The organism is Streptomyces hirsutus, from assembly GCF_001418415.1.
Taxonomy (GTDB): domain Bacteria; phylum Actinomycetota; class Actinomycetes; order Streptomycetales; family Streptomycetaceae; genus Streptomyces; species Streptomyces hirsutus.
This window is the reverse complement of the sequence record NZ_LIQT01000203.1, coordinates 789-22,084: the sequence shown is the minus strand read 5'-3', so window position 1 is coordinate 22,084 and position 21,296 is coordinate 789. Positions and strand designations below refer to the sequence as shown.

20 protein-coding genes and 1 pseudogene are annotated in these 21,296 nt (G+C 72.5%); 11 read left to right on the top strand and 10 right to left on the bottom strand.

Features of this window, described 5'->3' with window-relative positions; translation table 11 throughout:
• On the bottom strand, positions 1-870 hold an 870-nt coding region (locus AOK11_RS16335; RefSeq protein ID WP_157869375.1), incomplete at its 3' end, for a serine/threonine-protein kinase.
• A gap of 336 nt (positions 871-1,206) precedes the next feature.
• Positions 1,207-1,992 (bottom strand): AfsK-binding protein KbpA, encoded by a 786-nt coding sequence (gene kbpA, locus AOK11_RS16330; RefSeq protein ID WP_206188859.1) that lies wholly within the window; start codon positions 1,990-1,992, stop codon positions 1,207-1,209.
• Between the two features lie 134 nt (positions 1,993-2,126).
• Between kbpA and AOK11_RS16325 the strand changes: the two genes are divergently transcribed.
• The 6 genes from AOK11_RS16325 to AOK11_RS16300 all read left to right on the top strand — a co-directional run bounded on the left by AOK11_RS16325 (position 2,127) and on the right by AOK11_RS16300 (position 7,466).
• Complete coding sequence (locus AOK11_RS16325; RefSeq protein ID WP_055594448.1) at positions 2,127-2,762, top strand: TetR family transcriptional regulator; 636 nt, start codon at positions 2,127-2,129, stop codon at positions 2,760-2,762.
• Between the two features lie 347 nt (positions 2,763-3,109).
• Complete coding sequence (locus AOK11_RS16320; RefSeq protein ID WP_055594447.1) at positions 3,110-3,535, top strand: pyridoxamine 5'-phosphate oxidase family protein; 426 nt, start codon at positions 3,110-3,112, stop codon at positions 3,533-3,535.
• Positions 3,536-3,602: 67 nt separating this feature from the next.
• The gene (locus tag AOK11_RS16315; RefSeq protein WP_055594446.1) at positions 3,603-4,280 is read left to right on the top strand and encodes a pyridoxine/pyridoxamine 5'-phosphate oxidase; all 678 of its coding nucleotides are present in this window, start codon (positions 3,603-3,605) and stop codon (positions 4,278-4,280) included.
• A gap of 311 nt (positions 4,281-4,591) precedes the next feature.
• Positions 4,592-5,794: a flavin-containing monooxygenase gene (locus AOK11_RS16310; RefSeq protein WP_055594453.1), complete on the top strand. Its 1,203-nt coding sequence runs from the start codon at positions 4,592-4,594 to the stop codon at positions 5,792-5,794.
• A 420-nt stretch (positions 5,795-6,214) separates the two neighbouring features.
• Entirely contained in the window at positions 6,215-6,733 is a 519-nt protein-coding gene (locus AOK11_RS16305; RefSeq protein ID WP_206188858.1) for a hypothetical protein, read from the top strand.
• Between the two features lie 316 nt (positions 6,734-7,049).
• The gene (locus AOK11_RS16300) at positions 7,050-7,466 is read left to right on the top strand and encodes an SsgA family sporulation/cell division regulator (protein ID WP_055594444.1); all 417 of its coding nucleotides are present in this window, start codon (positions 7,050-7,052) and stop codon (positions 7,464-7,466) included.
• 43 nt (positions 7,467-7,509) lie between these two features.
• Here AOK11_RS16300 and AOK11_RS16295 read toward each other — a convergent pair whose 3' ends face one another.
• Positions 7,510-8,985, bottom strand: coding sequence for an MFS transporter (locus AOK11_RS16295; protein WP_420902995.1), 1,476 nt, complete (start codon positions 8,983-8,985; stop codon positions 7,510-7,512).
• Between the two features lie 38 nt (positions 8,986-9,023).
• On the opposite strand from AOK11_RS16295, the gene AOK11_RS16290 reads away from it, so the two are divergent.
• Positions 9,024-10,103: a GlxA family transcriptional regulator gene (locus AOK11_RS16290; protein ID WP_055594443.1), complete on the top strand. Its 1,080-nt coding sequence runs from the start codon at positions 9,024-9,026 to the stop codon at positions 10,101-10,103.
• Positions 10,104-10,618: 515 nt separating this feature from the next.
• Here the strand turns inward: AOK11_RS16290 and AOK11_RS16285 are convergent.
• Positions 10,619-11,062 (bottom strand): ATP-binding protein, encoded by a 444-nt coding sequence (locus AOK11_RS16285; RefSeq protein ID WP_055594442.1) that lies wholly within the window; start codon positions 11,060-11,062, stop codon positions 10,619-10,621.
• An 855-nt stretch (positions 11,063-11,917) separates the two neighbouring features.
• On the opposite strand from AOK11_RS16285, the gene AOK11_RS16280 reads away from it, so the two are divergent.
• Positions 11,918-12,064: a hypothetical protein gene (locus AOK11_RS16280; protein ID WP_206188857.1), complete on the top strand. Its 147-nt coding sequence runs from the start codon at positions 11,918-11,920 to the stop codon at positions 12,062-12,064.
• Here the strand turns inward: AOK11_RS16280 and AOK11_RS16275 are convergent.
• Both AOK11_RS16275 and AOK11_RS16270 read right to left on the bottom strand, forming a co-directional pair.
• Complete coding sequence (locus AOK11_RS16275; RefSeq protein WP_055594440.1) at positions 12,043-12,558, bottom strand: EF-hand domain-containing protein; 516 nt, start codon at positions 12,556-12,558, stop codon at positions 12,043-12,045. The two genes, AOK11_RS16280 and AOK11_RS16275, sit on opposite strands and share 22 nt — an antisense overlap.
• 181 nt (positions 12,559-12,739) lie before the next feature.
• Positions 12,740-13,120, bottom strand: a complete 381-nt coding sequence (locus AOK11_RS16270; protein WP_055594439.1) for an STAS domain-containing protein — start codon at positions 13,118-13,120, stop codon at positions 12,740-12,742.
• 360 nt (positions 13,121-13,480) lie between these two features.
• Between AOK11_RS16270 and AOK11_RS16265 the strand changes: the two genes are divergently transcribed.
• On the top strand, positions 13,481-14,062 hold the full coding sequence (locus tag AOK11_RS16265) for a sigma-70 family RNA polymerase sigma factor (RefSeq protein ID WP_055594438.1): 582 nt from the start codon (positions 13,481-13,483) through the stop codon (positions 14,060-14,062).
• Positions 14,059-15,507, top strand: a complete 1,449-nt coding sequence (locus tag AOK11_RS16260) for a maleylpyruvate isomerase N-terminal domain-containing protein (RefSeq protein ID WP_079034883.1) — start codon at positions 14,059-14,061, stop codon at positions 15,505-15,507. Before AOK11_RS16265 ends, AOK11_RS16260 begins: the two co-directional genes overlap by 4 nt.
• 114 nt (positions 15,508-15,621) lie before the next feature.
• On the opposite strand, the gene purU is transcribed toward AOK11_RS16260, so the two are convergent.
• Complete coding sequence (gene purU, locus AOK11_RS16255) at positions 15,622-16,503, bottom strand: formyltetrahydrofolate deformylase (protein WP_055594437.1); 882 nt, start codon at positions 16,501-16,503, stop codon at positions 15,622-15,624.
• 46 nt (positions 16,504-16,549) lie between these two features.
• A complete protein-coding gene (locus tag AOK11_RS16250; RefSeq protein ID WP_055594436.1) occupies positions 16,550-16,996 on the bottom strand; it encodes an SCO4402 family protein in 447 nt (148 codons plus the stop codon).
• Between the two features lie 172 nt (positions 16,997-17,168).
• On the opposite strand from AOK11_RS16250, the gene AOK11_RS16245 reads away from it, so the two are divergent.
• Positions 17,169-18,485: an ABC transporter substrate-binding protein gene (locus AOK11_RS16245; protein ID WP_055594450.1), complete on the top strand. Its 1,317-nt coding sequence runs from the start codon at positions 17,169-17,171 to the stop codon at positions 18,483-18,485.
• Positions 18,486-18,618: 133 nt separating this feature from the next.
• Here the strand turns inward: AOK11_RS16245 and AOK11_RS16240 are convergent, their stop codons facing one another.
• Together AOK11_RS16240 and AOK11_RS44995 are read right to left on the bottom strand one after the other, a co-directional pair.
• Positions 18,619-20,352, bottom strand: a complete 1,734-nt coding sequence (locus AOK11_RS16240) for a hypothetical protein (RefSeq protein WP_240497372.1) — start codon at positions 20,350-20,352, stop codon at positions 18,619-18,621.
• A gap of 271 nt (positions 20,353-20,623) precedes the next feature.
• Positions 20,624-21,296 (bottom strand): annotated as a pseudogene (locus tag AOK11_RS44995) (transcriptional regulator); the annotation flags it as partial.

Here is a 21,296-nt window from a genome sequence, read left to right as displayed (position 1 = left end):
GCTCACCGCCTGCTCGGGCAGCCACGCGGAGGCCGTACCGCTGTCGTCGGAGCCGGAGCCGAACAGGTGCGGGGCGAGCTGGGACTGGAGGTCGGCGGGGCTGGGCCGGGCCGGGGCCTCCATCTGCATGCAGGATTCGATCAGCGGGCGCAGCTCGTCCGGGAGACCGTCCAGGTCCGGGCCCTCGCGCAGCAGCATGAAGACCGTCTCGACCGGGTTCGCGCCGTGGAACGGGGCGTGTCCGGTGGCCGCGAAGACCAGGGTGGAGCCGAGGGAGAACACGTCGCTGGCGCCGGTGACGCTGCGGGAGTCCTTGGCCTGCTCGGGAGACATGTAGGCGGGGGTGCCGACGGCGACGTTCGTCATCGTCAGGCGGGTGTTCGACACACCGGAGGCGATCCCGAAGTCGATCACGCGCGGGCCGTCCTCGACGACGAGGACGTTCGACGGCTTGAGGTCGCGGTGGACCAGCCCGGCGCCGTGGATGGAATGCAGCGCCTCCGCCACACCGGCCGCCAGCCAGCGCACCGCCTGGGCGGGGAGGGGCCCGCACTCGTTCACTATTTCCTCGAGTGAGGGCGCGGGGACGTACGCGGTCGCCAGCCACGGCACGGCGGCGCGCGGATCGGCGTCCACGACGGCCGCGGTGTAGAAACCGGAGACCGCGCGGGCCGCCTCCACCTCGCGTGTGAAACGGACGCGGAACAACTGGTCCTCGGCCAGCTCGGTGCGGACCGTCTTGATCGCCACGCGCCGGCCGGACGCCGAACGCGCGAGATAGACCAGCCCCATGCCGCCGGCACCCAGCCGTCCCAGCACCTCGAACGGCCCAATACGCCGCGGATCGTGCTGCGTCAGCTGATCCACCACTTTGCCTGCCACCTCCCCGTACGAATCGCGCCACCACCTGTGCGCGACCGAAGTGCAGCGTCTCACCACCGCGGCCCCGTGGCGGCACGCACCCCGATTCTTCCTGTCCGGGGCGCTGGTTGCGAACCCGACGACATAGGGGGTGTCTAGTCTTATATGCAGATCAATGGGGTGGACAGGGGGCAGGGCCGGCGACCGACGGGACCGGAGGAGTGTCCGGGAGGACGGCGGCGGGAGACCGGAGAGCCGTGCCGGGGTGGCCCGACGGGCATCCGGAGACGTCGGGGCGGGCGGCACGGGAGCTTCCCGGGACGGGAAGGAAAACGTCGGGGCCGCTCAGCGGGACAGCAGGGCGAAGGACGCACCCTGGTTGTCGGTGACCACGGCCACGGTGCCGTACGACGTCCCGAAGGGCGGCACCTGGACACGGCCGCCGAGCCGGGTCACGTCCGCCATGGTCGCCTCGAGGTCCTCGGCGGCGAAGTGGACGAGGAAGTGGGGCGGCATCTCGACCGGAAAGACGTCGGAGACCGGGGCGCGGCCGAAGTCGGGCTCGGCACCCTCCCCGAACAGGGCGTCGTGGAAGAGGGCGCCGTAGAAGGTGTTGGCCGCCTCGGTGTCGCGGGTGTAGAGCTCGACCCAGGCGAAGGCGCCCCGCTCGTGCCGGCGGCCGAAACCGGGCCGTTCGCCGGGCTGCCACAGGGAGAAGACGGCACCCTCGGGGTCCGTGACGAGCGCGGTGACGCCGAGCTCGCCGACCGCGCGCGGCGCGGAGACGAGTTGTCCGCCCGCCGCGAGGATCCGCCGGCACAGCGCTTCGGCGTCCGGGGTCGCGAAGGACACCGTCCACACGGTGGGGAGCCGGCCGTCCGTCTTGTGCGCGAGGGACGCCACCGGCTTGCCGTCGAGCAGCGCCCGCACGGTCCCCAGGGGCGGCGAGGGCTGCACGGGCCGCGCGGGCCGGGAGGCCGGTGCGGGCCACTCGGGCTGCTCCGACTGGTCTTCGAACGTCCAATCGAAAAGTTCGCCGTAGAACCGCTTGCCCGCCTCCACGTCGGGAAGCTGCGCGTCCACCCAGCACGGGGTGCCCTCTGTGTACTCCGATGCCCTGTTTTCGGCCATGCCGCCAAAGTAACGGTGCCGCACGCACCGCGCAGACCAGGCACACCAGGCACGACCGCCCCTTGCACCCCATTTGCAGTCGGCCGAATAGCGCTCCCATCACCCCTCGGTAAGCTGACGTCATGACAGGACAAGTGCGTACCGTCGACGGCCGCGTGGCCGGCCGGCGAGGGCAGGCGACCCGGCAGAAGCTGCTCGACTGCCTCAGCGAGATGCTCGGCTCCTCCCCCTACCGGGATGTCAAAGTCATCGACGTCGCCCGCAAGGCGGGGACTTCGCCGGCGACCTTCTACCAGTACTTCCCGGACGTCGAGGGCGCCGTCCTGGAGATCGCCGAGCACATGGCCTCCGACGGGGCCGGGTTGGCGGAACTGCTCGAGGGACGCTCCTGGGTCGGCAAGGCCGGCTGGCAGACGGCGCAGGAACTTGTCGACGGATTCCTGGACTTCTGGAAGCGCAACGACGCGATCCTGCGCGTCGTCGATCTCGGCGCCGCCGAGGGCGACAAGCGCTTCTACAAGCTCCGCATGAAGATCCTCAACTCGGTGAACAGCTCCCTGGCGGACGCCGTCGCCGAGTTGCAGGCCAAGGGCCGGATCGACAAGGACGTGAGCCCCGCCGCGGTGGCCGGTTCCCTGGTCACCATGCTGGCGGCCGTCGCCTCGCACCAGAAGGGCTTCACCGCCTGGGGCGTGAAGCAGGCCGAACTCAAGCCCAACCTGGCCCTGCTGGTGCACCTGGGTGTCACCGGCAAAAAACCGACCAAGTAAGGCGAGGCGCCCCACGATCCCTCCCCCGCTCCTACAGCTTTTCCGCGTCCTGTCTGACAGGCGGTGGCTCACTCCGGTGAGCCACCGCCTGTCGCGCGTTCCGGCCTCCCGACCATATATGACCCGCCGTCAGATTCACGGCAACGACCCCGAGAGAGTTCGCCGGGGTCGGGGGCGGCGGAGACCCGGGAGCGGAGGCTATGGATCCATACCGGTGAAAAGGGAACACGTCCGCGCGCGATCTCGTTGAGCACTGCGCGAAGACAGGCCCCCGCAAGCGCATGCTCGAGTGACACCCGGCAGCCACAGCCGCCCGTAAGCCGCAGACGCCGCAGGAGGAACCCGAAATGGCCCTGACCACCGAAGAGCGCGAACAGTTCCTGGCCGAACCCCATGTCGCCGCGATCGCCGTCGACGCGGGTGAGGGGCGCGCACCCCTCACCGTGCCGATCTGGTACCAGTACACGCCCGGGGGAGACGTATGGATCATGACGGGACTGGATTCCCGCAAGAACCGGCTGATCGACGCGGCGGGCCGGTTCTCCCTCATGGCCGACCGCCTCGATCCCACCATCCGCTACGTGTCGGTCGAGGGACCGGTCGTCGAGACCACCCCGGCGACCATCGAGCAGCTCCGGGAGCTGGCCTCCCGCTATCTCCCGGCCGACAAGGTCGAGGGCTATGTCGCCTTCGCCTGGAAGGACCACGGCGAGCAGGTCGTCCTGCGCATGCGGCCCGAGCGCTGGGTCTCCTCCGACCTCGGGTCCGTGTGAGAGCGACCCGTACGACGGTGCGCACGGGACTCCGCACGAGGAGGCGACGGGCAGGGACAATCGGGGCATGGGAACCGATCTTCACGAGCTGCTGACGTCGCTGCGGGTGTGGGACCCGGAGCTCACCGAGCTGCCGGCGTTCGACCCGGCCGCCGCCCCCGCCGAACCGCTGCCGCTGTTCACGCGGTGGTTCGCCGAGGCGGTGGCGGCCGGGCAGCCCGAACCGCACACCATGTCCCTGGCCACGGCGGACGCGGAGGGGCTGCCCGACGTACGGATCGTGATGCTGCACGGCGCGGACGCGGACGGCTGGTCCTTCGCGACCCACGCCCACAGCCGCAAGGGCGGCCACCTCGCCGCCCGCCCGTATGCCGCGCTGGCCTTCTACTGGCCGGTGCTGGGCCGTCAGGTCCGGGTCCGCGGGCCCGTCGCCACCGCCCCGGCCGAGGAGGCGCGGGCCGATCTGCGCGCCCGCTCGGCCGGGGCGCTGGCCTCCGCGCTCACCGGCCGCCAGAGCGAGGTCCTCGACTCCCCCGAGGAGCTGACCCGCGCCTCGGAGGCCGCCTGGGAGCTGGCCCGGCGGGAGCCGGACACCCCGGCCCCGTCGTGGACCCTGTACCGCCTGCGTCCGGACGAGGTGGAGTTCTTCCAGGGCGACACCCTCCGCCGTCACATCCGGCTGCGCTACCGCCGGTCACCGCGGTCATCGCGGGAGGTGTGGTCCAGTGAACTCCTCTGGCCGTGAGGAAGCGGCGACGGCGGGGCGGAGCGGACTGTCGGCCCTACGGTCCGGTTCTTGCCACCGTCGGCTCTCCGGCCGCCACGGCCCGCGCCCGATCCACGGCCCGGTCCGCCCCTGACGCGCGCCACCTCCGACAGCGCCTGACGGGACGTCACTTCCCGGCGGGCCGGGGCGCTTCGCGCAGAACGTTCCCTTCACATCCGGGCGCTCTACGCCACCGATCCCACCCCGCCTCCTACAGACGTGATCAATCCGCAACCAATTCCGGTCTTGACCGAGACCCATCAAGCATGTGCGAGATTACGCTCGCGCTCATGGCCGACTCCACCACACCCCCGAACCCCACGGCACCGCACCAGGAGGACCGTCCCGTCTACGTCATCGGCGGTGGCCCCGGCGGGCTCGCCGTCGCGTACGCGCTGCGCGCCCGGGGGGTGCGGGCCGTCGTCCTGGAACGGTCCGACGGCGTGGGCGCGTCCTGGCGGCGCCACTACGACCGGCTGCGACTGCACACCACCCGGCGCCTGTCCGCGCTGCCCGGCCTGCCGATACCGCGGCGGTTCGGGCGATGGGTCGCCCGCGACGACATGGTCCGGTACCTGGAGAAGTACGCGGAGCACCACCACCTGGAGATCGTCACCGGGGTCGAGGTCTCCCGCGTCGAGCGCACCGCCGACGGCACCGGCTGGCTGCTGCACGCCACCGGAGGACGCGAGCTGACCGGCGCCGCGGTCGTGATCGCCACCGGCTTCAACCACACGCCCAGGCTGCCCGACTGGCCCGGCCGCGACACCTACACCGGCACGTTCCTGCACGCCTCCGAGTACCGCAACGCGCGGCCCTTCGCCGGCCGGGACGTCCTCGTCGCGGGGATCGGCAACACCGGCGCGGAGATCGCCGTCGACCTGGTGGAGGGCGGCGCCTCCCGGGTACGGCTGTCGGTCCGCACCGTCCCGCACCTCGTGCGCCGCTCGACCGCGGGCTGGCCCTCCCAGCGCTCGGCCGTCCTGGTACGCCGGCTGCCGGTGGGGCTCGTCGACCGGCTGTCCCGGGTACAGGCCAGGGTGGCGATGCCGGACCTCTCGGCCCAGGGCCTGCCGCGCCCCGACAGCGGCCTCTACAGCAGGGTGCTGGAAGGCGCCATCCCCGTGCAGGACGTCGGCCTGGTCGACGCGGTGCGCAAGGGCACGGTGGAGATCGTGGCCGCCGTCGAGAAGTTCGAGGACGGCGAGGTCGTCCTCGCCGACGGCGACCGCGTCGCCCCGGACGCGGTGATCTCGGCCACCGGGTACGTGCGCGCCCTGGAGGGCCTCGTCGGCCACCTCGACGTCCTCGACGACCGGGGCAGACCGGTCGCCCGTGGCGCCGGCACCCCGCCCGACGCCCCCGGCCTGTACTTCACCGGCTTCACCAACCCCATCAGCGGCAACCTCCGCGAACTGGCCCTCGACGCGGAGAAGATAGCCAAGGCGCTGACCCGCCGCGGGGCACCGGGGATCTCCCGGCTCCCCGTGTGACGACCACCGGGGCCGGTTCCGGCACCGGAACCGGCCCCGGATCCGCCTCCCGTACCGGCCTCGCCAGTCGTTCGCACGGCAACTCGACCGCCCGTGGGCATCCCTGTCGCTCCGTCAATTCAGTGACCTGACAGAGCGCCAGCCGGCACTGCCTCACGGGAGCGGGCAAAGTGACGTCCCGAGTCGATCTGCGGCGATTTCTCCGCATGCGTCGATGCGGTTGATTCCGGCCGCCCGAAGGTTACGGAAGGCTGAACTATTCCCTCCCCGGAGGGGGCCTTATCGGTGAAATAGGTCACATAGTGGAAAGTTAATCTTTCAACAATCTCCAGGTAGCTTCGGTGTTGCCCCACCACACCGGGGCACCGTTCGACGCCCCACGGATCGGGACGTCGGCATGGCATTCAAGGAGGAATGATCATGAGTCGCACCTTCGGACGCCGGGTCGCCACCGGGGCCGCCTCTGTGGCAGTCGCGGTGGGCGTTGTGCTCGCCGCGGGCGGTACCGCCTCGGCATCGCCCCACCACGACGCCCAGCGCGTCACCGCCGGCTCCTACGCCACGGACAACGACCGCGACCGGCACGACCGTGTCCGGTACGACCGGGACAACGATCGCGACCGTGGCTGGGACCGCGGCAACGACCGCGACCGGCACGACCGGGACCGTCATGACCGCGACCGTGACCGGCACGACCGGGACAACGACCGCGACCGCAAGTGGGACCGCAGCAACGACCGCGACCGTGGCTGGGACCGCGACAACAACCGCGATCGTCATGACCGCGACCGGCACGACCGTGACCGGCACGACCGGGACAACGACCGCGACCGCAAGTGGGACCGCGACAACAACCGCGACCGTCACGACCGCGACCGTCATGACCGCGACCGTCATGACCGCGACCGCGGCAACGACCGCGGGAACGACCGCCGCTGACGGCGAGGGCCGGGAACCACCGGCCCGCTGATCGGCCGCGCGCACGCACCGCCCGTACGGCTCATGTCCGACAACGACGTCGCGTATGAGCTGTCGCGGCCGGAAGCGGCAGTGGGTGACCGTACGGGGTGCGCCCATACCACCAGGGGCGGGGTTCAGTGCGACTGCAGGCGCACCGACCCCCGCCCCGGGCATGTCGTCACCCGATGCGGGGGCGGCGGCCGGCACACGGCACCCGCACCGGGACCGCCGAAGGAACCGTCCGGAGAGAGCCTCCAGCGAGCGCCGTCCGGATCGAGAGAGCAAGAGAAAGCCCATGAAGAACTTCGTCGAGCAGGAGTGCGAGATGCGCCTGCTGATCGCGCCGGGTCACAGCATCGGGGTGGAGACCCGTCTGTCCTACGACCCGCACGACCCCTACGCCGTCCACGTGGACTTCCAGGTCGGCACGCACGCCCCGGTGACCTGGCTGTTCGCCCGCGAGCTGCTGGCCCAGGGCATGTTCGGGCCCTGCGGACAGGGCGACGTACGGGTCTGGCCCGTCGGGACCGGGTCGCGCCGCATGCTGTGCATCGCGTTGGCCGCCCCGGACGGACAGGTCCTGCTCGAGGCCCCGTCCGCGCTGGTGGAGCAGTGGCTGCAGCGGACCTACCGACGGGTGCCCCCGGGCCACGAGACGCAGATGCTCGATCTGGAGCGGGAACTGTGCGGCCTGCTCGGCAAGAAGGCCTGAGGTCCGCAAGCGCCGGGGCGCCCGTCCCCGGCGCCGGGTCCTCTCAGCCGGCCGTCACCGTCACCGGCACCTGCGCGGGCGTGCGCGGCCGCCTGCGGATCACCAGCGCCATCAGTGCCGCCGCCGCGCACAGGGCGCCGGAGGCGTACCAGACCACGTCGTAGGAACCGAAGACGTCCCGCGCGACGCCGCCGAGGAAGGCGACGAGGGCGGCGCCGATCTGGTGGGAGGCGAGGACCCAGCCGAAGACGATGGCGCTGTCGTCGCCGTAGTGCTCGCGGCACAGGGCGAGGGTGGGCGGGACGGTGGCGACCCAGTCGAGGCCGTAGAAGACGATGAAGAAGATCATCGGGGGATGGACGCTGGGCGCCAGGAGCATCGGCAGGAAGAGCAGGGAGATGCCGCGCAGGGCGTAGTAGACGGCGAGCAGGCGGCGCGGTTCGAAGCGGTCGGTGAACCAGCCGGAGGCCACCGTGCCGACGACGTCGAAGACCCCGATGACGGCCAGCAGGGACGCGGCGGCGGTGATCGGCATGCCGTGGTCGTGGGACGCGGGCACGAAGTGGGTCTGGATCAGGCCGTTGGTCGAGGCACCGCAGATCGCGAAGGAGCCGGCCAGCAGCCAGAACGGTCCGGTGCGCACCGCCGAGAACAGGACCTTGAGCGTGCGGCGGGCGGCGCCGGGGACGGGCTCGGGCTTGGGGACGAACTCCTTCGCCCCGTACGGCTTCTGGCCCACGTCGGCCGGGTGGTCGCGCAGCAGCAGCCAGACGAAGGGGACGACCGCGAGCGCGGCGAGCGCCACCGTGACGGCCGCCGGGCGCCAGTCGTACGTCGCGACGATCCAGGAGACCACGGGCAGGAAGATCAACTGCCCGGAGGCGGACGCGGCGGTGAGGATGCCGGTGACCAGGCCCCGGCGTTCGGTGAACCAGCGGTTGGTCACGGTCGCGGCGAACGCCAGCGCCATCGAGCCGGAGCCGAGGCCCACCAGCAGCCCCCAGCACAGCATGAGTTGCCAGGCCGCCGTCATCCACACCGTCAGCCCCGAGCCGAGCGCGATCACGGTCAGGGCCACCGCGACGACCCGCCGGATGCCGTAGCGGTCCATCAGCGCCGCCGCGAAGGGGGCGGTGAGGCCGTACAGGGCCAGGTTCACGGAGACCGCGGCGCCGATGGTCCCGCGCGACCAGCCGAACTCCTCGTTCAGCGGGTCGATGAACAGCCCCGGCACCGCCCGGAAGGCGGCGGCGCCGATGATCGTCACGAAGGTGACGGCGGCGACGAACCACGCGCGGTGGATGCGGGGGCGGCGCGGGCCGGGGCGGTTCCGCCCGCTGCCGGCCCGCGCTTCGGCCCGCTCCCCGGCGTCCGGCTGTTCCACGCGGTCCGACGGTTCCGGGGTGTTCGGCTGTTCCGGGCTGTCCGGCTGTTCCACGCCGTCCGGCTGCTTCACCGTGCCGGCTGTCTCGCTCGTCTGGGTCACGCCATAGAGCCTCTGTACACGGGGTCCTCGCATCGAGTGGCCCGAGGGACATCCTTCGCTAGGATCGGGCCATGGAACCGGCCGACCGCGTCCCCAGCACCTCCGACGCCGGCGCCTTCAGGCCGCACCGCGTCGTCGTCCTCGCCCTGGACGGGCTGCTCCCCTTCGAGCTGGGCATCCCGCACCGCATCTTCGGCCGTCCCCGTGACGCCGGGGGGCGGCCGCTGTACGAGGTCGTCACCTGCTCCGTCCGGCCTCCCGGACCGGTCGAGACCGACGCCGACTTCACCCTCCACGTCGCCCACGGCCCGGAGGCCCTGGCCACCGCCGACACGGTGATCGTCCCGGCCTCCTACGAGCTCGGCCCGGTCTTCGACCGGGGCGAGCTGACCCCCGAACTGGCCGCCGCCCTCGCCCTCGTCCGTCCCGGCACCCGGCTCGCCTCCATCTGCACCGGCGTGTACGTCCTCGCCGCCGCCGGTCACCTCGACGGCCGGCCCGCGACCACGCACTGGGCGGACGCCGCGCGGTTCCAGCGGCTCTTCCCGCGCATCGAGGTCGACCCGGACGTGCTGTTCATCGACGACGGCGACATCCTGACCTCGGCCGGGGTCGCGGCCGGCATCGACCTGTGCCTGCACATGGTCCGGCGCGACCACGGCGCCGCCGTGGCCAACGACGTGGCCCGTCGCACGGTCGTACCGCCGCACCGTGACGGCGGGCAGGCGCAGTACATCGAACGGCCGGTGCCCGATCAGCAGCAGGCGTCCACGACCGGCGCCCGCGCCTGGGCGCTGGGCCGGCTGCACGAGCCGGTCCAGCTGCGCGACATGGCCGCCCAGGAGTCGATGTCGGTACGCACCTTCACCCGCCGCTTCCGCGAGGAGACAGGGGTCAGCCCGGGGCAGTGGCTGACCCGGCAGCGGGTGGAACGGGCCCGGCATCTGCTGGAGTGCACGGACCTGTCCGTGGACCGGGTGGCCCGCGACGCCGGGTTCGGCACCGCCCAGTCCCTGCGGCAGCACTTCCAGGCGGCGCTGGGGGTGACACCGTCCGCGTACCGGCGGACGTTCCGGGCCGGAGGCAGGGACCAGGAGGGCGACCACGGGGGCTGGGCGCGAGGAACACGGCAGGGCCAGGGCCAGAGCTGAAATCCGGAAAAGTTGTCCACAGCCTGTGGATGGACCCGCCCCCGACCGCGGCTCGATGTCGCAGCGATCGGGGGCGGCGATGGCGGTGGCGGTGATGGCGCGGTGCCGCCCGTCCTGAGCACGGCGGCACCGCACCGCCTTCCGACTCCGGCGCTCCCGCCCGGCTCCCCTCGTCAGGAGGAAAGCGGCGCCGGAATCACGACCCACACTCGCCGAGGGCTCCCGTCGTCGAAGTCCTCGCCGTCCCCTCGCAGCGAATCGCTGACGACCAGAGTGATCACACGGTCACGCCACGTCAACGCCGTTTCGCTCACCTATGGAAGGGTCCGCGACATATGCCCGGTTATTCGATGCCGCGCACGGAAGCACACCCGGCGCACCGGCTCACACATCGACTCGTACGGCCGGGTCGCCATGCATCGGTGCACCTGCGCGTACGCACAACCGTGCACCCACCCGCCGGATCCCCCTGATCCCCCGAGGCCCCGACGTCCCGGCCCTCGGAGCGCCGGGCCCTACACCGCCTCGTACGCGAAGCCGCCCCAAGCCGGGGCGGCGGCCTCCCGCGCCGCCGCGCAGCGGTCGAGCTCGCACCAGATGCGCTTGCCGGCACCGTCGGTGCTCCAGCCCCAGCGGTCGGCCAGGCCGTCGACAAGGGCGAGGCCGCGCCCGCCGGTCGCGTCGCCGTCCGCGCAGCGCGGCACCGGCGCCCTGCCGCTCCGGTCGGCCACCTCGAGGCGGACGGTGGCCTCCCCGGCCTCCACACCCGGCAGGGAGAGTCTCAGCACGGCCGGACAGCCGGTGTGCACCACGGCGTTGGTGACGAGCTCCGAGACGAGCAGGATCAGCGTCTCGGCGAGCGGCTCGTCGGCCGCTATCCCCGATCCGGCCAGACGCGAGCGGGCCCACCGACGGGCCCGTCCCACTTCAGCAGGGTCGGGCCGGATCTCCAGCTGCACTTGAAGCACCTGCACCGCTCACACCATCCGAACCGGCGGACACTTGGACTCGCGCCTCACGAGGGCCACGATCGTAGCCATTCTCTGCATGGCCTGGACAACGGCCGGGACAAGGGTCACGGAACGTGAATCCCTTATGGGCCAGCATGGTTGACGTACAGTCACGCCAACAAGCGCTTCGGGCATATTCCAGCGCGAAGGAGTACCCGTGCGGGATACTGTGCGACGCCCGCCCCGGCAACTCGAACAGGCGGTGGCAGTCGGCCTGATGGCGCGGCGAACGGCGGAAGGCACCGGCCGTTCCGGACTCGCCTCGGGGGCAACTCCGGTGCGGTGCGTGCTCACAACCACTCGCATCCCACACAAGGTACCGGAGCGGACGGCCGACTCCGGGCCGTGACGAGTCACGCGTAGGACACAACCCGGTCTCAACGCTCCGTGACGTCCGGATGCCACAATCCGCGACATTCGCGCGGAGCGATCCGCGACATCGCAGACAGGGGGGCGGAGCGGGCGCTTCCGGCGAGCGGTTCGACGGCGAGCGGATCATCACTCTCCGTGGCGCCTCCGGTACGCGGGGCCCGCACCTGGGCGCTTCCGCGGTGCAGAGGAACGCCCGCCCCCGGGTGAGGCGCATGCCTCCGTGCGCCCGGAGGCCGTCACGGGCGCCGCGTGGACGGCGGCGCGGGTGGTCTCCGCGCGGACCGGTGTTCCGGCGCACGGGCGGAGACCACCCGGAAGGCTCCCGGCCGGCCGGCCGAACCGTTCGCGGACCCGGGCGTGTTGCACCGCCGGTCCGCCGGTCCGTACGCGCGCGTGGCGGTGCACGGCCCCGGGGAGCCGACGCCGGGGGCGGTGACCGCGCATCCGCGCGCGGGAGGGCCGTCGGCGCACAAGCCGCCGGAGCGGCCGGAGGCGGCCGACGCCCTCCCGCGCGGCGAGAACCCGCGGAAGGTGCTCGGGCGCGGGCTGCGGGAGCGCTACTCGGGGACGGTGAAGTAGCGGGCGAAGGCGCCCACGATCTCTTCCTCGCCGATCCTGCCGTCGCCGTCCGTGTCCAGCGCGGCGGCGGCGGACCCCGCCAGCTCCTCGGGGACGCCGAGCACCTTCAGGGCGCGGGCGGTCTCCTCGACGCCCACCGCGCCGTCGCCGTCGCCGCCGCCGGCCACCGCGAGGACCGCGTGCAGGAAGGGGCGGGCGATCTCGGCGAACCGGTCCGGGGTGTCCCGCAGGCGCTTGACCGCGCCGTTCACGAACTCCTCGCGGGTGATGCGCTGGTCGCCGTCGCGGTCGGCGATCCCCGCCATGCCCTGCCAGAAGGCCTCGGCGCCGCCGTACAGGGCCTGGCCCTTGTCGGACCGGGCCCGGGTGTCGAACTCGGCCAGCAGCGCCTTGGCCGCTCCGCTGAAGTCCTCGCGGTCGATGTAGCCGTTGCCGTCCTGGTCGAAGGTGGCGAAGCGGGCCGCGATCCTGCGCTCGTATTCGCTGGTGACCATGTCTCTTTCAGGCCGCCTTAGTCAGTGGGTTTCCCCGTGGGGGTCGTCTCGCCCGGAGCGTACGACGTGCGGCGCCCTCCGTGAGCCCGAAACGACGCTTGTACCAAGAACGGAAGAATTCCGGGACGACCACGGGGTCCGCGCGGGCCTCCGCGGGCCCCGTGGTCGTCCCGGGGCCGGCTCAGGCCGACAGCGGGCGCGACTCCCCGTCCACCGCGGACACGACGTCCGGGTGGACGTCGAAGAGGCGGCGCACCCCGAGCGCGCCGAGCACCCGGTTGACGTGGCTGCCGTCGGCGGCTCCCTGGGCGGGAAGGATCAGCCGCAGACTGCCCTGGCAGGAGCGGAGCAGCCGGCGGGTGGCGATGAGCACTCCCACGCCGCTGGAGTCGCAGAACCACACCTCGGAGAGATCGAGGACAAGGCGGTGTCTGCCCTCGGCCACGACGTCGTGCACGCGCTGACGCAGCACCGGCGAGGTCATCAGATCCAGTTCGCCCGACACCCGGAGCACGGCCCAACCGCCCTGCTCCCCGTCGGTCACGTTGAAGGCCACCACCACGCCCTTCGCTCGCCAAAACGGAAGAAACGCCTACGCTTCCCTGCAGCGCAGCTGCCCACCGGCCGTGCCCTGAAACACGACTCAAGAAACCGTAACCGAACAGAAAAGGCTTGTTTCAGTCGACTTCGATCTCGTTCGATCGGTTCCGATCGATGATGGGTGGGGTAGGCAGGCCACCGGACGGCATCCGACGTGCGCGTCGGCGACCTTTTACCACCTGAGGCCCGGTGGGGGGCGCACATTGCCGCAAAGGGGCGTGCGTACACGTACGTGCCGACTACATTCGTGAGTCGGCGGGCACCTGCCGGACCGGGCAGGACCGTTCCGGGACGCCGAAAGGGACAGGGGTGGAGGGGTCGCATGACGCAACGGGACGTACCACCCCGCTGGGACCGCAAGATGCAGCAGCGGCTCGCCCGCGGAGAGGCCGCCGCGCTCGGTGAGCTCTACGACCGGTTCGCCTCCCTCGTGCACGGCCTCGCCCACCGCGTCCTCGGCGACGAGGACGCGGCGGACACCGTCACGCGCGAGGTCTTCGCCCACGTCTGGGAGCACCCGGACACCTACGACCCCCAGCAGGAGCCGCTGCGCACGTGGATCGCCGTGCTGACCCACGGGCTGGCCGTCGAGCGGCTGCGCGCCGTCGGGACCGCCGCGCTGGCCCGTGGCGGCGCCGGCAGTGCGGAGGATCTGGAGCACCAGGTGCGCCACGCCTCGGTGGCCGCCCGCGCGGACTACATCGTGCACGCCATGCCGGTGCCGTTGCGGACCGCGCTGGAGCTGGCGTACTTCCAGCGCAGGGACTACCAGCAGACCGCCGCCGACCTCGGCGTCACCGAGGACGAGGCCCGCCGCCGCCTCCGGCTGGGCCTCCAGCTGCTCGCCACGGCCCACGACACCGAGGCCCCGGGCGCCCCGCCCGGTATCGGGGGTGCGGCGTGAGCGACGACCTCTTCGAGCCGTACGACGACCATGAACACACCGGCCGTGAGCGCGAGAAACACGGGGAGCACGAAGGAGACGGGGAGCGTCACGAGGACACGGACGCGGACACACGCACGGGCCCGGGAAACGGGGCGGACGGTACGCGCGAGCGGGACGTTCCGGGCGAGTCCGGTGGCGGCACGGACGGACCGGGCGACGGTACGGGCCCCGGTGACGGCCCGGACCGCGCCGCCGGGCCCGGCCACTCCGCCCGCACACCGCCGCCCCGCGCCTCCGTCGAGGAGACCGGACAGCCCCTGCCGGCACCGGCCCCCACGCCCGAGCCCGAGCCGCTGATGCTGGAGCACCGGGTGCTGAAGTCGCTGCTGGGCGCGTGGGCACTGGCCGCCTGCGCACCGGAGGAGACGGCAGCCGTCGAGGAGCACCTCGGCGAGTGCGGGGCCTGCGCCGACGAGGCGCTGCGCCTGCGGGACGCCGTCGGGCTGTTGCAGCGGCCCGAGAGCCTCGACCTGGACCCGGGGCTGCGCACCCGCGTCCTGGAGACCTGTCTCAAGCGGCGCCCGCCGCGCATCCCCGTGCCGGACTGGGCCTCCGCCTACGACGCGGAGACGGCGCGGCTGGACGCGCTGCTCCAGGACTTCGGCGACACCGAGTGGCACGCGCCCGTGCGGCTGCGCTGGTACGAGGCCGACGAGGCCACCACCCGCCGCACCACCGTCGCCGGGGTCATCGCGCATCTGCTGGCGGTCGACGGGCTGGTCGCGGCCGCCCTCGGCCTGCCCGACCCGCTCGGCGGCCTCGCGCCCGAGCAGGCCACCCCGTCGGCCCGCACCGAGGCGTTCTGGCGCGGAGCCCACTGCCCGCCGACCCGCTCCGTGCGGGCGCCCTGGCGTGCGCAGACCCACGACCTGGTACGGACGGTGTCCTTCACCGGCAGCAGTGCGGGGCGGATGCCGGTCTCGTACGGCGGCTACGAGCTGCCGCTGCACGACGCGATGCTGGACCGCGCCTTCGAGTGCTGGGTGCACGGGGAGGACATCGCCGAGGCGGTGGACTATCCGTACGAGCCGCCGACCGGACGGCATCTGCACGGCATGGTCGACCTGGCCGCGCGGATGCTGCCGGCCGTCCTCGAAGCACGCCGGCAGGCCGGGCAGGAGGTCTCCACCGAGCGGCGGCTGGTCGCGGCCGGTGCGCCGGGGCGGAGCCTGCGGCTGGAGATCGAGGGGTCCGGCGGCGGGGAGTGGCTGATCCCGCTGGACTCCCCGGCGGCCAAGGGGTCCGCGGAGCACGAGGTGGCCCACATAGCGCTCGACGGCTCGGAGTTCTGCCGTCTGGCCGCGGGCCACGTGTCGCCGCAGGAGGCGGCCGCCGGGCAGGTCGGGGACAAGGCGGCCATCCGGGACGTCCTGCTGGCGGCGGCCTCCATGAGCCGGATCTAGGGCCTGTCCGGATCCGGAGTCCGTCCGGATCCGGGACCTGCTCCTCGGATCAGGCCGGGCGGGCCCCGGCCGCGTGTTCCGGCCCCGTTCCCGGGCCGCCCGTCTCCCGACGGGTCAGGCGAAGACCACCGTCCGCCGCCCGTTCAGCAGGATGCGGCGCTCCGCGTGCCACTTCACGGCGCGGGCCAGTGCCTGGCACTCCACGTCGCGGCCGACGGCGACGAGTTGGTCGGGGGTGACGTCGTGACCCACCCGTTCGACCTCCTGCTCGATGATCGGTCCCTCGTCGAGGTCGGCGGTGACGTAGTGCGCGGTGGCGCCGATCAGCTTCACGCCCCGGGCGTGTGCCTGGTGGTACGGCTTCGCGCCCTTGAAGCTCGGCAGGAAGGAGTGGTGGATGTTGATGATCTGCCCGGAGAGCTGCTTGCACAGGTCGTCCGAGAGGACCTGCATGTAGCGGGCGAGCACGACGAGTTCGACGCCCTCCTCGCGCACGATCTCCAGCAGCTTCGCCTCGGCCTGGGCCTTGGTGTCCTTCGTCACCGGAATGTGGTGGAAGGGGACGTTGTACGAAGCCACCAGTTCGGCGAAATCGGTGTGATTGGACACCACGCCGGCGATCTCCACCGGCAGCGCGCCGGTCCGGGCGCGGAACAGCAGGTCGTTGAGGCAGTGACCGAACCTGCTGACCATCAGGACGATGCGCATCTTCTCGTCGCCCCGGCTTATCCGCCAGTCCATCTGGAAGGCGTCACCGATCGCCGTGAAGCTCGCCCGCAGCTTCTCCACGGTCACGGGGGCCTCCGCGGAGAAGTGGACCCGCATGAAGAACAGCCCGGTGTCGTGGTCACCGAACTGCTGACTGTCCTCGATGTTGCAACCGGTCATGAACAGGTAGCTCGACACGGCGTGCACGATGCCCTGCTTGTCAGGGCAGGACAGGGTCAGAACGTACTGGTCGGCCGGGGCCTCTGCTCGGGTGGGCTGCTCACTCATGCGGAAAAGGGTCCCATACGCGGATCCCCGCCGGGGGATCGTTCCGCTACGCGGACCGGGTCAGGATGCTCAGCGCCTCGAGGCTCTGCGGCGGAGTGTCGGGGTCCTCCCCGTCACTGGTCGCCAGCCGCACGTGCGCGTCGCGCGCGGCGCGCACCGCGTCCGGCCATCCCTCGTGCGCGAGGTAGGCGGTGACGGGCGCGTCCGGGCCGACCTGGTGCATGATCCGCAGCACGCGCAGCACCGCGGTGTCCACGAGGGCCGCCTCCTGGGAGTCGCGGAAGATCGTGCCCACGTACTTCTCGGCCGACCAGTTGTCCAGCCAGGTGTCCTCGACCAGCCGGTAGACCGCGTCGGTGACGTCGCCGTAGCCGTCCACACCGGCCAGCCAGACGCCGTGCTGGAACCCGGGGTCGGAAAGCATGTGCAGCGCGGAGCGCACATTGCTGCGCCAGCGCCACCATGGCATGTCGTTGAGTGGCATGCCGCCCATGGTGAAGGAGCGACGGCTGCGACGGGAAGAGTTCTCCGAACCTTGCACGGTCGTCGATCGTACGTTTCCCCTCGCCGCCGGTCGCACCGGACCCGGCAATTCACCTCCACGTCACTGTCCGTCGACCGTGAGTCACCCGGTGGTTGACCATGTGGGGGAATCGTGCGTGAACATGACCGGCAGTCCGCGCAACCGCAGCCGCCTCCGCAACAGCCTCCTCCCCCGTCGCACCTCCCGGCCGTTCCGAGCCGGCGCCCTGACCACGGGCGCGCTGGCGGCCACGGTCCTGGTCGCCGGGTGCGGAGTCGTCCCCGGCCCGGGAGGCGACAGCGACGAACCGATCACCGTCATGACCTGGGCACCCGAGAAGACCAGTGCCACCAACAAGCCCGGTATGCCCGCTTTCGCCAAGGCGTACGCCCGCTGGGTGAACGCCGGGGGCGGCATCAACGGCCGTGAGCTCGACGTGATCACCTGCAACGAGCGCAACGACAGCGTGGCCGCCTCGCGGTGCGCCCGGGCCGCCGTCAAAAAGGGCGTGGTCGCGGTCGTCGGCTCGTACAGCCAGCACGCCGACACGTTCCTGCCGACCCTCGAGGGCGCCGGCATCCCGTACATAGGCGGCTACGGCATCACCACCGACGAGTTCACCAGCCCGCTGTCCTACCCCGTCAACGGCGGCCAGCCCGCGCTGCTGGCGGGCCTCGGCCGCGCCCTCGCCGACGTCTGCGGGCCGGTCACCCTGATCCGTCCCGACACCATCGCGGGCGACCAGCTGCCCCCGCTGCTCGACTCGGGCCTGTCCGCGGGCGGCCACGAACCGACCGCGGACCAGCGGGCGGCGGAGGAGGCCACCGAGTACGGCGGGCAGGCCAGGCAGGCCCTGGAGGCCAGCACCACCGACCCGGAGGCGGAAGGCTGCGTGGTGCCCGCGCTCGGCGACCGCACCAGCACCTTCATGGACTCCTTCCGGCGCGCCCGCGCCGACCACCCGGACGTGCGCACCGCGACCGTGCTGGGCAGCGTCGACCAGACGACGATCAACACGACCGGCGGGGCGTCGAGCCCGTACGAGGGGTCGTACGTCACCGGCTGGTACCCGGCGTCGAGCGACGGTCTCTGGGACCCGATGAAGGACGTGATCAAGAAGGAGGCGTTCGGCGACAACCGGATCGACCCCGCCGACGCCGGTGTGCAGACGACCTGGATCGCCTACACGGTGTTCAAGCAGGTCGTCGAGTCGCTCGGCGGCGAAGAGGTGAGCGCCGACACCGTGGTCCGGACGCTGAACGCCGGGCTGAAGGTCGAGACGGGCGGGCTCACCCCCACCCTGCGCTGGCAGTTCCAGGACAAGCTGGCCGCCGTCGGCTTCCCCCGGATGGTCAACGCCAACGTGACCTTCCAGGAGGTCAAGGACGGCCGGCTGGTGTCCGGCCGGGACGGCTTCATCGACGTGACGGACACGCTGCGCAACACCGACCTGACCTGAGGCGGCGGGACGCGGACCGTCCGCCACCGCCCCTCCGTCGCCCCGGCCGCCCTCGTCGTTCTCCGTCAGCCCCGCACCGGACCGCTCCGGTCGCCGCACGCCGGTCGTCCGAGCAGGGCCGGGCTCCGGCCGGTCACAGATCGGTCGGCTGCCGTTCGGTCAGGCTGTGCTGCTTGGCGATCGCGTTCCACAGCTGGGCGGCCTTGGTCTTCTCGGCGGTCGCGGTGCCGCTGTCCTTGTTGGCGGCCTGGGTCTCACCGGTCGAGCGGGCCTGGCCCTTCCGGCAGCCCTTCTTGCCCGCGGTCTGGTCGGCCCAGGCCGCGTAGTGGTTGTCGGCCGACGCCGACGCCTGCCACGCCTTGACGAGCGCGTCGGTGAGCGCCGCGTGGTCGGGCAGCTTGTCCACCGACAGCTGGGAGAGGTCGATGACCAGCTGGTTGCGCTGTCCGGCCGCTTCCCGAAGGTCCTGGGCCGCCTGCTGGAGGTCCTTGCAGGACTTCACTTTCTCCACCGCGCTGATCACCGTGGACCGGCTGTCGCCGCTGTGGGCCAGCAGTTTGTCCAGCTCGACGGCCTGCTCCCGGACCGGGTCGACGGTCGGCTCGGCGGACGGTTCGGCCGACGGCGCCTCGCTCGCGGGCCCGCTGGCGGAGACCGGCTGGTTCTTGCTGTCGTCGTCGCCCCCGCCGCCGAGCATCGCGCCCGCGCCGACGCCGAGGACCACGAGGCCGACGCCGACCGCCGCGATCAACGGCACCTTCGAACCCGTACGGCCGCCCCGGCCGCCCCGGCCGCCGGCCTCGCTCTCCCGGGCGGCACGCCGGCCGCCGCCCTGCCCGGCCTGCGGGTAGGCGGGCTGCGGGTGCTCGATGCGGGGCATCTGCTGGGTGGACCCGGCCGGGGTCTCGTCGCCGCCCGAGGTGCGGAAGAGATTGTCGAACTCGGCGGGCGGCTGCCGGTTCCCCTCGTCGGCGGGGCCACCGGAGGGAACACCGGGCGCGGCTCCGTACGGCGCGCCCTGGGGCCCGTCGGTCACCGGGGCCATGAACTGGGTGGCCTCGGCGTCGGGGTTGCCCGCGGGCGCCGGCGGTCCGCCGGCCCGGCCCGGGTACCCGGTCGTCTCGGAGTGGTGTGCGGCGGGCATCTCGGGAGGCAGTGCTCCAGGGCCCACCGGGGGTATGAACTGCGTCGCGCCCTCGTCCATGGGGGCGGCGGGGACCGGCGGCAGGAACTGGGTGGCCCCCTCCGACCCGTCGGGCAGGGCGCCCGCGCCGTACGCGCCGGCGGGGGCGCCGTACCCGGAACCGTGCTGCGGCGGCATCGGGGCGCCTCCGCCCTGCTGCCCGTACCCGTCCGGCCCCCCGGCCGCCGAGCCGTAGGCGTCCCCGCCGTGGTGTCCGCCGTAGCCGGGACCCTGGCCGGTGGCCTGCGGGGGCATCTGCGCGGACGGGCCGCCGGGGTTCGGGCCGTACGAGGAGGGGAGGCCGTGGGTCGCGCCGTGGGCCGGGGACTGCGCGCCCTCGGGCGGCAGCGGGCCCGGACCCTGCTGTCCCGCAGCCGGTCCCTGCGCGCCCCAGGGGGCCGGTTCCTGCGCGCCCCACTGCTGGGCGGGCGGGGACTGCCACTCCTGGCCGGACGGCGGGGCCGGCGCGGGCGGCAGCTGTTGCTGCTGCTCGGGCCCCCAGGGCATGCCCCAGGTCTGACCGCCGGGCGGCGCCGAGGCGGGCGCCTGCCCGCCCGGCGCGACCGGGTCGGCCGCGGCACCCGTCATGCCCGGCAGCAAGGGCTGGCCGCCGTCGGAGGGCAGCACGATGCCTTCTCGCGCGGGGCGCGCCGAGGGCTCCTCACCCTGTCCGCTCTGCGTCACCGGGACTCCTACCCATGGGGGACCTTGTGGATCGTCGGCTCACGCTACCGGGTCCCCGGAGCCCGGTGCCACGCAGCACAGGACCTGACCTCATGCCCTGTGAGCGCGGTAACAAAACCGGATCACCTCACGCTGTTCATGTCACCTCTTCCGCTCCGCTCCCGCATGACCCGCACGTTCACTCGGGATCACCCGAAATGTTCACCACCCGCCATCTTCCGCCGAGTTGGCACGACGAACGGGATCTTGATCACACCGCGCCGCCGCATGCTCACGCCGCCGCGGGCAGGGCCATGCGCGCACCGAACTCCCGCACCACCGGCTCCTCCTGATACGGCTCCAGCCGCTGCTGGAAGTCCTCCAGGTACTCGGCGCCCCGGTGGGACCTGAGCCCGTCCAGCAGTTCCACCGCCTTCAGACCCGTGGTGCAGGCCTGTTCGACCTCCCGCTGCTGCACCTGCGCCGTGGCGAGCAGCACATAGCCGATCGCCCGGCGCCGCACCCGCGACTCGGGGTGTCCGGCCAGCGCCTCGCGCGCACATCGCGCGGCGGCCTCGGCCTGCCCCAGGTCCCGGTGGCAGTGCGCCAACTCGTCGGCCAGGTAGGCCTCGTCGAAATGGGCGATCCACACGGGGTCGTCCCCCGAGGCCGGGTCGGCCGCCTCCATGGCGTCAATCGCGCGCCCGGCCGCCTCCTGCGCGGCACCCGCGTCACCCATCAGCGCGTGCCCGCGCGCCTCCGCCGCCCGGAACATCGCCTCCACCCGGGGGGTCGCCCGCCCTCGTGCGCCTTCCTGCGCGGCACGCGCCAACTGCGCGATCTCGCGCGGGTTTCCGAGTTGCGCGGCCAGATGGCTCATGGAGGCGGCGAGCACGTACCCGCCGTACCCGCGGTCGCCGGCCGCCTGGGCCAGCCGCAGCGCCTGGATGTAGTAGCGCTGGGCG